This window comes from Tardiphaga sp. 285_C5_N1_2 (assembly GCF_052076065.1).
Classification (GTDB): Bacteria; Pseudomonadota; Alphaproteobacteria; order Rhizobiales; family Xanthobacteraceae; genus Tardiphaga; species Tardiphaga robiniae.
Map to the genome: position 1 here is coordinate 1,746,533 of NZ_CP197241.1, position 12,515 is coordinate 1,759,047.

The 12,515-nt window shown below is 61.9% G+C and carries 12 protein-coding genes; 5 read left to right on the forward strand and 7 right to left on the reverse strand.

The window, feature by feature from the left end; translation table 11 throughout:
- Window positions 1-151 precede the first annotated feature (151 nt).
- Complete coding sequence (locus AB7951_RS08150; RefSeq protein ID WP_120292701.1) at window positions 152-616, reverse strand: DUF488 domain-containing protein; 465 nt, start codon at window positions 614-616, stop codon at window positions 152-154.
- A 144-nt stretch (window positions 617-760) separates the two neighbouring features.
- On the opposite strand from AB7951_RS08150, the gene AB7951_RS08155 reads away from it, so the two are divergent.
- Complete coding sequence (locus AB7951_RS08155; protein WP_441255731.1) at window positions 761-1,723, forward strand: tripartite tricarboxylate transporter substrate-binding protein; 963 nt, start codon at window positions 761-763, stop codon at window positions 1,721-1,723.
- Between the two features lie 16 nt (window positions 1,724-1,739).
- Here the strand turns inward: AB7951_RS08155 and AB7951_RS08160 are convergent, their stop codons facing one another.
- A complete protein-coding gene (locus AB7951_RS08160) occupies window positions 1,740-2,543 on the reverse strand; it encodes a DUF72 domain-containing protein (protein WP_199712129.1) in 804 nt (267 codons plus the stop codon).
- A gap of 35 nt (window positions 2,544-2,578) precedes the next feature.
- On the reverse strand, window positions 2,579-3,886 hold the full coding sequence (locus AB7951_RS08165; RefSeq protein WP_120292695.1) for a M20/M25/M40 family metallo-hydrolase: 1,308 nt from the start codon (window positions 3,884-3,886) through the stop codon (window positions 2,579-2,581).
- A gap of 457 nt (window positions 3,887-4,343) precedes the next feature.
- On the opposite strand from AB7951_RS08165, the gene AB7951_RS08170 reads away from it, so the two are divergent.
- On the forward strand, window positions 4,344-5,477 hold the full coding sequence (locus AB7951_RS08170; RefSeq protein ID WP_120292693.1) for a glycosyltransferase family 2 protein: 1,134 nt from the start codon (window positions 4,344-4,346) through the stop codon (window positions 5,475-5,477).
- A 7-nt stretch (window positions 5,478-5,484) separates the two neighbouring features.
- Window positions 5,485-6,993, forward strand: coding sequence for a glycosyltransferase family 39 protein (locus tag AB7951_RS08175; RefSeq protein ID WP_439061766.1), 1,509 nt, complete (start codon window positions 5,485-5,487; stop codon window positions 6,991-6,993).
- A gap of 51 nt (window positions 6,994-7,044) precedes the next feature.
- On the opposite strand, the gene AB7951_RS08180 is transcribed toward AB7951_RS08175, so the two are convergent.
- Window positions 7,045-8,421, reverse strand: coding sequence for an outer membrane beta-barrel protein (locus AB7951_RS08180; protein ID WP_120292689.1), 1,377 nt, complete (start codon window positions 8,419-8,421; stop codon window positions 7,045-7,047).
- Between the two features lie 369 nt (window positions 8,422-8,790).
- Between AB7951_RS08180 and AB7951_RS08185 the strand changes: the two genes are divergently transcribed.
- A complete protein-coding gene (locus AB7951_RS08185; protein ID WP_068736063.1) occupies window positions 8,791-9,240 on the forward strand; it encodes a helix-turn-helix transcriptional regulator in 450 nt (149 codons plus the stop codon).
- Here the strand turns inward: AB7951_RS08185 and phhA are convergent.
- Window positions 9,226-10,113 (reverse strand): phenylalanine 4-monooxygenase, encoded by an 888-nt coding sequence (gene phhA / locus AB7951_RS08190; protein ID WP_120292687.1) that lies wholly within the window; start codon window positions 10,111-10,113, stop codon window positions 9,226-9,228. The genes AB7951_RS08185 and phhA overlap by 15 nt on opposite strands.
- A gap of 294 nt (window positions 10,114-10,407) precedes the next feature.
- On the opposite strand from phhA, the gene AB7951_RS08195 reads away from it, so the two are divergent.
- Window positions 10,408-11,382, forward strand: coding sequence for a tripartite tricarboxylate transporter substrate-binding protein (locus AB7951_RS08195; RefSeq protein ID WP_441255732.1), 975 nt, complete (start codon window positions 10,408-10,410; stop codon window positions 11,380-11,382).
- Between the two features lie 111 nt (window positions 11,383-11,493).
- Here the strand turns inward: AB7951_RS08195 and AB7951_RS08200 are convergent, their stop codons facing one another.
- Window positions 11,494-11,958: a carboxymuconolactone decarboxylase family protein gene (locus AB7951_RS08200; RefSeq protein ID WP_120292683.1), complete on the reverse strand. Its 465-nt coding sequence runs from the start codon at window positions 11,956-11,958 to the stop codon at window positions 11,494-11,496.
- 38 nt (window positions 11,959-11,996) lie between these two features.
- Window positions 11,997-12,500, reverse strand: coding sequence for an RrF2 family transcriptional regulator (locus AB7951_RS08205; RefSeq protein WP_089264972.1), 504 nt, complete (start codon window positions 12,498-12,500; stop codon window positions 11,997-11,999).
- Window positions 12,501-12,515 lie beyond the last annotated feature (15 nt).

The window sequence follows — 12,515 nt, forward strand, 5'->3', positions numbered from 1 at the left end:
CGCCAGTCCCCAACGCATCGAGCCCCCACCCAACGCAACAGAAACACAACAAAATAATACAACTTAAGGTAGATTATCTTGGGGATAAGCCGCCGTCCAGTGTGGATAAGTGAGAATCCGAAAAAATCTGCTTGGAGTGATCTAAACGCCGTCAAAGCTGCGACGGCAGCAGGTTCTGAACCTTTGCACCTTCGCGCTCCTCGATGATCTCGGCGATCCAGCGCCGATGGCAGTGTTCGTGGTCGCGCTCGTAGCAGAGGATGCAGACCGGTCCGGACTTCGTCACCAGCGCCGCCAGCTCATCCATCTCCTCCCGTGCCTGCGGTGTCTTGAGATGCGCCATATAGATCTTTTCGAGCGCTGCGAGCTTGCCGCTGCGTGCGGCTTCGCGGCCGTCCTTGGGCGTGCCCAGTCCGCGCAGATGGATGTAGCCGATGCCGCGCTCGTCGAGGCCGGCAGCGAGCTGATTCTTGGAGAAGCCCGGTCGCCGCGATGCGGCGACGGCACGCACATCGACCAGCAGCTTGACGCCGGCATTTTGCAGTTCATCGAGCACGGCTTTCGCTGGCGTCTGCTCGTAACCGACGGTGAAGAGGCGAGGTATCTTGCGGGCCATGTGAGCACCCCGTGATCGACAGATGATTGGCACAATGTCGCGGCCAGCCGCGAGGCGTTGCTCCCATTTGCAACATGGCACATAGTCAACTCAACAAACTCCGCCAGTTCAATGGCCGATATCACCGGGGGAATGATGGCTCGCATGGTTGGTGCGTTAGGCGTAATCGCGCTCGCGCTTGTGTCGTTTCAGTCCACATCTCTGGCGCAAGGCGCATATCCGGATCGTCCGGTCAGAATTATCGTGCCGATCGCGCCCGGCGGCAGCTACGATCTGGTCGGGCGGCATCTCGCCGATGCGCTGGCGAAGCGAACGGGGCAGGCGTTCTTTGTCGAGAACAAGCTAGGAGCGGGCACCGTCGTGGGCACGCAGGCTGCGGCCCAGAGCGAGGCCGACGGCTATACGCTGATGGTCGGCGGCCTTTCCAACATGGCCTTCAACTCCGCGCTTTACGCCAAGCTCGCCTATGACCCGCTGAAGGATTTCGTCCCGGTCGCGCTGGTCTACAAGTTCGGCTATGTGATGGTCGGCCGTAAGGATCTGCCGCAGCAGATCCCAAAGGAAATCGTTGCCGCAGCACTGGACAAGCCGGGGTCGATCACCGTGGCGACCGCGGGTGTCGGGACCGGACAGCAACTGGTGGCCGCTGCCTTCATGAGGTCCGCCGGCGTCAAGCTGCAGGAGGTGCCCTATCGGGGATCTCCGCCTGCTTTTGCCGATCTGCTGGCGGGCCGCATCGACCTGTTCTTCGACTCGATTGCTGCCGGGCTGCCTTATGTGCAGACGGGGCAGGTGCGGGGCATCGCGGTGCTGTCGTCGAAACGGAGCCCGCTGGCGCCTGACGTCCCGACCATGGCGGAAGCGGGCGTGCCGGGTCTCGACGTGGATTCATGGTTGGGCATTTTCGTGCCCGCCAAAACGCCGCCTGCGGTGATCGCAAAACTCCGTCAGGATATTCGGGCGGTGTTGCCCGATCTGAAGGAGCGCTTCGAGAAGAGCGGCGGTGAGCCCTGGGATATGCCGGACGACAAGCTCGATGGCTTCATCGCATCAGAACATGCGACCTGGACAAAACTGATCCGCGAGGCCGGCATCAAGCTCGATTGAGTAATGCTGGCGGGCGCTACGTCACCCGCTCGATCAACGCCATGGCACCGTGCGGTGCGCGTACCTTGGCCTCGTGGATGACATAGGCGAACACGTCGCGTGGCTGTTTCTTGATCTTGGCATCATCGACGCGCGGTAGGTCGGTTGGCTCGCCGCCGCCGGCCCAGGTCTCGAAACGTTTGGCCCAGGCATCCAGCGCCTTCGGTGGATAGGCAGTCTTGATGCTGTCCTCACCCTTCTGCAAACGCAGATAGACGAAGTCGCCGGTGACGTCTGCGATGGCCGGGTAGGTGGCGTGTTCGGAGAATACCACGGGGATCTTGAACTGCCGTAGCAGCGCAATGAAGGCCGGCACGCAGAAACTGTCGTGACGGACCTCGACCACATGGCGCAGCTTGCGGCCACCGAGCTCGGCCGGCAGCAATTCGAGAAACTTCCCGAAATCCGCTTCGTCGAATTTCTTGGTCGGCGCGAATTGCCACAGAACGGGGCCGAGCTTGTCGCCGAGTTCGAGCACGCCGGAATCGTAGAACCGGTTCACGCTCTCGCCGGCTTCGGCGAGCACCCGGCGATTGGTTGCGAAGCGGGGGCCCTTGAGCGAGAATACGAAATCTTCCGGCACTTCGCGCGCCCATTTGCGAAAGCTCTCCGGCTTCTGCGAGCCGTAGAAGGTCCCGTTGATCTCGATCGAGGTCAGCTTGGACGCGGCATAGCTGAGCTCCTTCGCTTGCGTGAGCTTCTCCGGATAGAACACCCCGCGCCACGGCGCGAAAGTCCAACCGCCGATGCCGATACGGATTTGTCCGGATTTCGCAACCATTGTGAGGCCCATCCTTTCAGTATTCGCCGTGTTACTCAGTGCCGTGCCGGCAGCACCGGCTTGGTTACGCCCTCCACGCCGGTCAGCACCAGCATCGTCAGCAGTGCATTTTGCGGCCCGATATAAGCGTCGACGGGCTTGTACCATTCATTGCGCGAATGCCAGTTGCCGCCCTGGCCCCCGCCGCCGATGGTCACCGCAGGGATGCCGAGCGACATCGCGAGATTGGAGTCCGTGCTGGAGCCGGCAAAGGTGACATGGGGAGCCCGGGTCAGCGCGGTTACGGCGCGCGCGGTCGCCTGCACGAGGGGAGAGTCCTCTGCGACAACGCCCGCCGGACGGTCGCCAATCAGTTTGATCTCGACAGTGATCTTGTCCGATCCCCAGCGTTTGTTTTCTTCACCAACGGCGTCCTTCACCTGATCGAGAAGCCTCGCTTCGAGTTTCAACAGTTCTTCGGTCGAATTCGATCGCATGTCGATCGTCATGCGTGCTTCGGCTGCGATGGCATTGACGGATGTGCCGCCACTTACCGTTCCGACCGTGAAGGTGGTTTTCGGATCTGCGGGTGTCTGCAGCTCCGAGATTTTCGCGACCGCGCGACCCAGCGCGTGGGTCGCGCTCGGCAGGCCGAATTCCTGAAAACTGTGACCGCCCGGACCCTTAAAGATCATCTCGTAGCGATGGCTTCCGGTTCCCTGGTTGACGATCCGCGTGACGCCGAGTCCGTCGATCGAGATGAAGCCGTCGATATCCTTGTTGTCGCGAAACAGGGCTTTGACGCCGCGCAGATTGCCCAGCTCTTCTTCGCCGACGCTGGCGACGAACATGACGTCCCCGACCGTCGCAATCTGCTGCGTGTTGAGGGTCTGCATCAAAGACAGCAGGGCCGCGAGCCCACGGGCATCATCACCGATCCCCGGCGCCAGATAGACGCCGTCCTTTTCCTTCACCGTGACGTCGGTCCCCTCGGGAAAGACAGTGTCCTGATGTGCGGAGATGACCAGCTTCGGCGTTCCGGCGGTGCCCTTGCGCCGGGCGATCACATTGCCCTCGGCGTCGATCACGGCGTCTTTGAAGCCCAGTTCCTGAAACCGTGACAGAATGTAGTTGCCGCGCAGGTTCTCCTTGAACGGAGGCGCGGGAATTTCGGTGATCCGGATCTGCTCTTTCAGGGTGTGGGCATCGTCGGCCTTGATGGCATCGAGCGCAGCCGTGACGCGCGAATCGGACAGCAGCGTCGTCGTGACGGTATCAATTGTCTGCGCGGTGACATGGCTGGCGCCGAAGGATGCCAGCGTCAGCGATGCAGCGAATAGGCATGGTCCGAGCGAGCGTCGCATGGCGCCTCCGATTATCATGCGCGGAGACGATTGTGGTCGCGGTTCAGGCGGGGCTTCCGCCTCAGAAAACCGCGCGAACGCGCCGCTGTTGACCGGGGCAAGGTAGCGGGCACGGGCAAGACTGGCTATAGCTCGCCAGCAACAGAATGGTGCCAGGGTGCGGTGTTTGCGGCCGGACTGTGGCGTTGAACGCAGTCCCGGGACACCCCTTGCGGAATGTCTCCAGCGTCCCTATTTTGTCTCCAACGGCGACGATGATGCTTCATAGCTCCGGCGCTGGAACGACCTTGAATAGCTCGGTGCGCCGGATGTACGTGCGCCTGTTGTTCGGGGTCGTTAGCATTTTTGGGCCACTTTCGGCCGTTTCCCCTCTGATGGCTTGTTCCGGCACCTGTTAAGCCCCGCCGTTCCCTGTCCGCCTTGGCATGGTCCGGCGCGGCAGATATATGCTGGCGCCATGAACGAAGCCATCAGACCGGGGCCCGGACAGATATTGCAGGCGGGCGCTCCGCTGCAGCTGTCCGTTGTCGTCCCCACTTTCAACGAGCGCGGCAATGTCGCCACCCTGGTGCAGCGGTTGGACGCGGCGCTGGTCGGCATTTCCTGGGAAGTCATTTTCGTCGACGACAATTCGCCGGACGGCACCGCCGACGCGGTACGCGAACTGGCGCGCGCCGACTCGCGCGTGCGCTGTATCCGGCGCATCGGCCGGCGCGGCCTGTCCGGCGCCTGCATCGAGGGCATGCTGGCGTCCAGCGCGCCCTGCGCGGCGGTGATCGACGGCGACTTGCAGCACGATGAGACCCAGCTCGGCAAGATGCTTGGTCTGATCGAAAGCGGCGCCGCCGAACTGGTGATCGGCAGCCGCTATATCGAGGGCGGCAGCGCCGACAGTTTCAACCAGCAGCGCCTTGGCGCCAGCAAATTTGCCACCGCCGTGGCGCAGCGGGTGCTGAAGGTCGAGATCGCCGATCCGATGAGCGGCTTCTTCATGATCCGCCGCGATCGCTTTGAACAACTGGCGCCGAAACTCTCAACGCAGGGCTTCAAGATCCTGCTCGATGTCGTCGCGACGGCAGAAGGCGATCTGCGCGTTATCGAGGTGCCCTACACATTCGGCTCGCGGCTGCATGGTGAAAGCAAGCTCGATTCCATGGTGGCGCTCGACTTCCTGGGCCTTGTGCTGGCAAAGCTGACCAACGATACCGTGTCGCTGCGCTTCCTGCTGTTTGCTATGGTCGGCTCGATCGGCCTGTTCGTGCATTTCGCCGTGTTGTTCGTCACGCTGGAAGTTTTCGATCCGCCATTCGCAGAGGCGCAGGCCATTGCGGCGTTTTGCGCGATGACCGGCAACTTCCTGCTCAACAATTTCCTGACCTATCGCGACCAGCGTTTGAAAGGTTTCGGCATCCTGCGTGGTCTGGCGATCTTCTATGTGGTTTGCAGCGTGGGTCTGCTCGCCAATGTCGGCGTGGCTTGGTCGGTCTTCGACCAGGAGCCGATCTGGTGGCTGGCGGGTGCTTCCGGCGCGCTGATGGGCGTGGTCTGGAACTACGCGATGTCGGGCCTGTTCGTGTGGCGGAAACGGTGATCGCTGGATGACCACGCAGGAACTGCGGCTGGTTCGCGGCACCGCGGCCGTGGTCGTCGGTCTGGTGCTGCTGCGGCTCGCGGCGGCCGCATGGACGCCGCTGACCTTCGACGAAGCCTATTACTGGATGTGGTCGAAACATCTGGCGGGCGGTTACTACGATCACCCGCCGATGGTCGCGGTGGTGATCCGGCTCGGCACCATGATCGCGGGCGATACCGAATTCGGTGTACGTGTCGTCTCGGTCCTGCTGGCGTTGCCGATGAGCTGGGCGGTGTATCGCACGGCCGAGCTGCTGTTCGGCGGTCGACGGACCGCGTCAACGGCGGTGATCCTGCTCAACGCGACGATGATCACGTCGGTCGGGTTAATGATCGTCACGCCGGATGCGCCGGTGCTGGTCGCCTCGAGTTTCGTGTTGTTGGCGCTGGCCCAGGTGCTGGCCACCGGGCAGGGCGCGTGGTGGCTCGCGGTGGGCGTGGCCGTCGGCGTAGCGCTGCTATCGAAATATACCGCACTGTTTTTCGGGCCGGCGATCCTGATCTGGCTCATTGCCGTACCGAAGATGCGGCGCTGGCTGATCTCGCCATGGCCCTATCTCGGCGGTCTGGTAGCGCTCGCGGTGTTCTCGCCGGTGCTGTTCTGGAATGCCGAACATGCCTGGGTGTCCTTCATCAAGCAACTCGGACGCGCCCGGATTGATCACTTCAATCCGGCTTTCATCGCCGAACTGATCCCGACCCAATTCGCCTTCGCGACACCGCTGGTGTTCATTCTCGGTGTGATGGGTCTTTATGCCCTGGCCGTCCGCAAGCCCGGAGCGTGGCCGGCGCGGGTGCTGCTGAATGCGATGTTTTGGGTCATCGTGCTGTATTTCGGCTGGCATGCGCTGCACAGCCGCGTCGAGGCCAACTGGTTCGCGCCAGTCTATCCGACGCTGGCCATCATTGCTGCCGTCGCGGCAACCATCGTGCAATGGAAGCCGCGCGAGCAGCGCACGGTGGATTTTTGCCTGCGCTGGGCGGGGCCGACCGGCGTCGTCATGTTCACGGCACTGGTGGTGCAGGCCAATACGGGTCTGCTGTCCGGCTACAAGCGTGATGCGACAGTACGCAGCATCGGCGTGGGTTTTGTCGAACTAGCGGCCGACGTCGAGGCGGCTCGCATCCGTGTCGGGGCCACATGCGTGGTGGCGCCCGATTACGGCACCACGGGATGGCTGACCTTCTATCTGCCGAAGGGGACCTGTGTCTTCCAGCGCACCCAGCGGATTCGCTGGGTGAACATGCCGGAGCCGAGTGCAGAGCAGCTATCCGGCAAGCTTTTGCTGGTGGGTGAGCAAAATGCTGCGGCCAATCCGGAATGGCGGGCGGCTTTTGCGAATATCGAGAAAGTGGCTGACCTCAAACGCAAACGTGGCCCGCTGGTCGTGGAGAATGTCGAGCTGAATCTGCTGGAAGGCGCGAAAGGCGATGTACTGGACCGTTCGCCGCCACCCGAGATGTTACCGCGCTAGGAGGCGCGACCACCATGCGCTTGATAGCGCCATGGTGGTCGGCTGTCGCATTTATGGCGCAAAGTGATAGTTCACGCCGATCTTGCCGAGCTGCATGGTCTGGGCAATATCGGCATTCAGATAATAAGGGCCGACCATCGGAGGGGCATTGATCACGCCTTCGAGGCTCGCATTGTCGTGGCCGAAGCCGATGTAGTTGTACTCCGCCTTGACGGACCAGTTTGGTGCGAAGGCGTATTCCACGCCGGCACCGACCACGTAACCGGTGTGAAGGCGGGATCCGTCGAGATTTGCGTATTGCGGGCCCGACGACAGCGATATGGCGTGATGATCCCCAGCGACGGCGACACCGCCCTTGAGATAGGTCAGCCAGCGCTCGTTGGTCACCATACCGATACGTGCGGTGGCCATTGCGAGCCATTCGGTGCGCGAGCGCATCTCGAGATTGTTATCAAAGTTGGTGCGGGTGCCGCCGCCGATATTGCCGCCGACCAGTTCACCTTCAACACCCATGACGATCACCCCGAGCTGCACATTGGCGCCGATCTGGCCGCCGCCGAAGCCTCCGGTCATCGAGAACTTCCCATCGGGCGTGTAGTCGCGCCAGTCGCCGTGTCCCGATCCGTAGCCTGCCTGCGCACCGAGATAGAGCCCGGTCCAATTGAATCCTGACTGTGCGTATTGCAGCGGCGGAATCGGTTTGGCGGTATCGGGAGCGCCGAACTGGTAGTTCGCCCCGAGCTTGATGAGATGCAGTGTCTGCTTAGTCGAAGCCGTGGAGGCGATCGGCCCGGTGGAGGCCCGCGTGCCGCTGAAATCGAACTCGTGGTCGGGGAAGTTGACGAAGTTATACTCGCCGCGCAGCGACCAGTTGTTGGCAAGCGCATATTCCATGCCGGCGCCGACGATCCAACCCCGCCGTGTCTCGCTGCCGGACAGTGTAAGCCGGTCCGGCCCCGGCACCGAAACCTGAACGTCGTAGCCGTGATCTTCATTGGCCCAGGCGAAGCCGCCCTTGGCGTAAGTGAGCCAGCGGCCATTGGCGAAGCCAACGCGTCCGGTCACGGTCGACAGCCAGTTGATTTGCGACGTCTGGGACAGGGTGGCCTGGTTCAGAATGCTCACCGTACGATTGCCCTTGATGCCGCTAAAGCTGATATCGGCTTCGATGCCGAGCAGCAGGTTGCCGATCTGTTGATTGTAGCCGGCCTGAATGCCGCCCAGCGCGCCGTCGGTCCGGATATTCAGGATCTGCCATTCGGTCCCGCCGAGACCGTAACCGGCATGAACGCCGGCATAAAAGCCGGTCCAGTTATAGGCGGGATCGATGGCGGAGGCCTTGGTATAGGCGCGGGCCGGCACGTCTGCGGCGATGGCGGCATTGCCGAGGCTGAGGATGCCGATGGTGCCGAGGAGAAGCTGTTTCATGTCGTTTCCTTGCAGGTGCGCTGGCGGCCTCGAGGAATCGGAGCTGCTTCGCGCGTCATTTCGGCAGCGACCATGTATAAAAATACCGCTCTCGTCGTGGTCGTAAGCGCGTGACTTGTGCGGGATCGCGCTCTTGGCGTCGCATTGTGAGCGGCTGTCGCCGCTCGGTCTCACCTGGAAGTACTACTGGGGAACGCGATTGTGGGACCACACGACGACCACCGGCCAACGACTTATGGGTCACCAGCGGGGCGCAGTGCGCCGCTATGGTTTCGAAAGACGATAAATTATCGTCGTCGGCGTTGAACCAAAGTCAGGGGTCCGGACGACCTATCTCCGCACACATTGAAATGGGCGGTGATTGGGAACATGGAAAACACAAATCTCGCATTCAGCAGCCACTCCGACTTTGGATCCGACCGTGCCAAGGTGCACAGCATCGAAAAGCCGGACCCCGTGAACCTCACCGAGGTCGGCGGCCTGCGCGGAGCGCGGATCGCCAGCGTGATCAACCAGATCAATGAGAGCTTTGCCGACCAGCAGTTCTCGACCCGGGTGGTCGCCGAGAAGCTCGGCCTGTCCGTCCGCTACGTTCAGGATTTGCTGCAGGGTTCCGGCCTCAGCATCACCGATCGCATCATGGAGCTGAGGCTTGAAAAGGCCCGCAGCATGCTGACCGGCGATCGGCAGTGCAGCCTGAAGATCAGTGAAGTCGCGGCCGCCTGCGGCTTCAACGAACTATCCTATTTCCACCGCAGCTTCCGTCGTCGCTTCGGCGCGTCGCCGGCTAAATTCCGCATCCAGTCAATGAATGGCTGACGCGCGCTTGCGCTTGAAATAGTCCAGCGTCCCGCGGCTGATGACGTGATCCTCAGGGGTCACCTCGTCGGCCGCGATGTCGTCTGCTTTGGCCAGGCGGGTATAGAGTGCGCCAAAATCCTGATAGCTGTCCTGCAGCAGTTTCTCGAAGCTCTCAATGACGAAATAGCTCTGCTGGAAATCGTCGATGATGTAGTTCGTCCGCATCACGCGTTCGAGGTCGAACGTGATCCGGTTCGGCGAGGCGTCTTCCAGGGCGAAGACCGACTCTGTTGCTGACGACAGAATGCCGGCGCCGAAGATGCGCAACCCGTCCGCGCTGTTCATCAGTCCAAACTCCACCGTGTACCAGTATAATCGTGCCAGGTTTTTCAACTGGCCGAGCGCCATCGCGCGCTGGCCGCCTTTTCCATAGGCCTCCATGAAGTCGGCATAGACCGGGTTCGCCAATAGCGGAACGTGCCCGAAAACGTCATGGAAGATGTCAGGCTCCTGCAGGTAATCCATTTCGTGTTCGGGGCGGATGAAGGCGCCGGCCGGGAAGCGGCGATTGGCAAGATGATCGAAGAAGATCTCGTCGGGCACCAGTTCCGCGACCGGCACGACCTGCCAACCGGTCAGCGGCGTTAGACGGGCACTCAGTTTCTCCAGATCGGGAATGCCGGATTCGGACAGCTGCAGCGTGTTCAGCGCAGTGAGGAATTCGTTGCAAGCCCGGCCTTTAAGGACGGTCTGTGCGCGGGCGAACAGGCGGTCCCAGCGATCGTGCTCGGCGGCGGAGTAGGAGCCCCAGTCCTGGTCCAGCGTGAAGTCAGGGCGTTTCGGGGCGCTGAGGTAGCGGCTCTTCTCGGTCGACTGGTTCAGCTCGGTCATGACGCTCTCCGACTCCGACGGTCCGATCAGAGCATAAGGTTCCGCTGCCGAATAGTTCCGTCAAAAGAAGCAACTTCTCGCATCCGCCCGTCCGACGATAGCAATCCACCATCGTCCAGATCTTATTTGCAAAGGCGTTTCCTTGTCGGACACCCGTCTCGATGACATTTTCAGTGGTAACAAACGTGGTCCCACATCGCTGAAATGATTGCGAAATCTCGGCGAAACCTCGCGGGAGCCACGGGCAGAACACTCCCATCATCGATCATAAGGAATACGACCGTGCGGTCCGTCATGTCTTCTCGCTTCCTCTCAGGCGCTTTCGCGGCGGTATTGCTGGTTTCCGGCGCTACAGGGGCTTTCGCTGATAACTGGCCGAGCCGGACGATCAAGCTGATCGTTCCATTCCCGCCGGGCGGCGCTGCTGACATCACGGCGCGGGTTTATGCCGACAAGCTCGGCGAGGCGCTGAAGCAGACAGTCGTGGTCGAGAACAAGGCTGGTGCCGGTACGGCTATTGCTGCCGACGCGGTCGCCAAGGCCGATCCGGATGGCTACACGCTGTCGCTGGCGCCCGCAGGGCAGCTCACGATCCTGCCGCATATCAGCAAGACCATCTCTTACGACCCCTTCAAGAGCTTCACGCCGGTGGCGATGCTCACGTCGGTGCCATACGTGCTCGCGGCCAGCCCAGATACGCCCGTGTCATCAGTGAAGGAGCTCGTCGCTGCGGCCAAACGTGAGCCCGGCAAGTTCACCTACTCGTCGTGCGGGCCCGGCACGCTCTGCCACCTGAGCGGCGAGCTGTTCAAGAGCCTGACCGAGACGGATCTGCTCCACGTGCCTTTCAAGGGCAGCGCGCCGGCCGTCAATGCACTGCTCGGAAACCAGGTGAACCTGTCTTTCGACACGCTGACGGTGCTGGCGCCGCAGATCCGCGACGGCAAGGTCAAGGGTCTCGTGATCACCAGCCGCGAGCGCTCGTCGCAGCTTCCCGATGTGCCGACGCCGGCGGAAGCAGGCGTGGCTGACTTTGTCGTCGACTCCTGGTTCGGCCTCGTCGTGCCGGCAGGGACGCCTGATGCCATTGTTGATCGCCTGAACGCCGAAGTGGTGCGCATCGGCGCGCTGCCGGATGTTCGCGAGCGTCTCGAAAAACAGGGCCTCAGCATCACGACCTCGACGCCTCAGGCCTTCGCCAAGACGATCAAGGACGATTACGCCCGTTGGGGACGCGTCGTCGATGCGTCTGGCGCGAAGCTTTTCTGACTACTAGCCATATTGCCTGACACATCGGTCGGGCCAAGCTGAAACCAAGAAAGGCCGGGTTGATGTTTCAACCCGGCCTTTTGCTTGTCGATTATCTGCTGAAGCCTGTGTTCAGGCAGCAGCCTTCGGCTTCTCGATCGGATGCGGAACGCGGAAGCCGACGGCAAGACGGTTCCAGACATTGATGGCACCGATCGCTACGGTGATCTTGAGGCATTCCTCTTCCGAGAAATGTGCGCGCAGGGCCTCATAATCGGCATCGGGTGCGCGAGTCTGCGCGATCAGCGTGACGGCATCGACCCAGCCGAGGAGAGCGCGCTCGCGTGGCGTAAAGACCGTCGATTCGTGCCAGACCGACATCATGTTGATCCACTGCTCGCTGAGACCGTCGTGGCGGGATTCCTTCACATGCATGTCGACGCAGAAGGCGCAGCCATTGATGATCGACGAGCGGAGCTTGATGAGGTGGACGATCGCAGGCTCGAGGCCACTTTCCTTGACGACATATTGATCGAGCGCGGCGACGGCCTTGTAGGCGTCGGGGGCGGCCTTGGCGATGTTGAGGCGGGCTTGCATGGTCTTTCTCCTTGGTGTGCGGTTTCAGATTTCAGGTTTCAGTTGGCGTTACGGCGTCGTTCGTTGAGTTCCAGAAAGGCGCAGCCGCGGGCGGCGATGGCGCCGTCGGTGTCCTTGGCGCGGAGATCGCCGAGCACATCGGCAATGCTCACCTTGGCCAGCTCATCGCGATAGACGCGCTCGGCACGCAACATCGCGGCATTGATGCCGCAGGGCGCCGTGGGTTTGCCGGGCAGGGGATTGGGCCCGCGCTGGCGGATTTCGCTGCAGCGGAAGGCGGGCGCATCGCCCTCAACGGCAAGGACGACATCGAGCAGGGTGATCTGGTCTGGCGTCCGGGCAAGGCGATAGCCGCCAGTCGGGCCAGGCTGTGCGATGAGCAAGCCGGCGCCCGAAAGCGCCTGCAGGTGTTTCAGGAGATAGCTGGTGGATACGCCATGAAATTCGGCGAGGGCGCCGGCGGACAACACGCCGTTCGATTGCAGGCCTGCGAGCATCGCCACGCTGTGGATCGCCTGCTCAACCCCGTCGCTCATCTTCATGGCTGTATTTCACCT

Bases quoted from the DNA above. Each gene is read 5' to 3' on its own strand.
- AB7951_RS08160 (WP_199712129.1), bottom strand. From the start codon at position 2,543: ATGGTTGCGAAATCCGGACAAATCCGTATCGGCATCGGCGGTTGGACT.
- AB7951_RS08200 (WP_120292683.1), bottom strand. From the start codon at position 11,958: ATGCAAGCCCGCCTCAACATCGCCAAGGCCGCCCCCGACGCCTACAAG.
- phhA (WP_120292687.1), bottom strand. From the start codon at position 10,113: ATGACCGAGCTGAACCAGTCGACCGAGAAGAGCCGCTACCTCAGCGCC.
- AB7951_RS08170 (WP_120292693.1), top strand. From the start codon at position 4,344: ATGAACGAAGCCATCAGACCGGGGCCCGGACAGATATTGCAGGCGGGC.
- AB7951_RS08185 (WP_068736063.1), top strand. From the start codon at position 8,791: ATGGAAAACACAAATCTCGCATTCAGCAGCCACTCCGACTTTGGATCC.
- AB7951_RS08205 (WP_089264972.1), bottom strand. From the start codon at position 12,500: ATGAAGATGAGCGACGGGGTTGAGCAGGCGATCCACAGCGTGGCGATG.
- AB7951_RS08155 (WP_441255731.1), top strand. From the start codon at position 761: ATGGTTGGTGCGTTAGGCGTAATCGCGCTCGCGCTTGTGTCGTTTCAG.
- AB7951_RS08150 (WP_120292701.1), bottom strand. From the start codon at position 616: ATGGCCCGCAAGATACCTCGCCTCTTCACCGTCGGTTACGAGCAGACG.
- AB7951_RS08195 (WP_441255732.1), top strand. From the start codon at position 10,408: ATGTCTTCTCGCTTCCTCTCAGGCGCTTTCGCGGCGGTATTGCTGGTT.
- AB7951_RS08180 (WP_120292689.1), bottom strand. From the start codon at position 8,421: ATGAAACAGCTTCTCCTCGGCACCATCGGCATCCTCAGCCTCGGCAAT.
- AB7951_RS08175 (WP_439061766.1), top strand. From the start codon at position 5,485: ATGACCACGCAGGAACTGCGGCTGGTTCGCGGCACCGCGGCCGTGGTC.
- AB7951_RS08165 (WP_120292695.1), bottom strand. From the start codon at position 3,886: ATGCGACGCTCGCTCGGACCATGCCTATTCGCTGCATCGCTGACGCTG.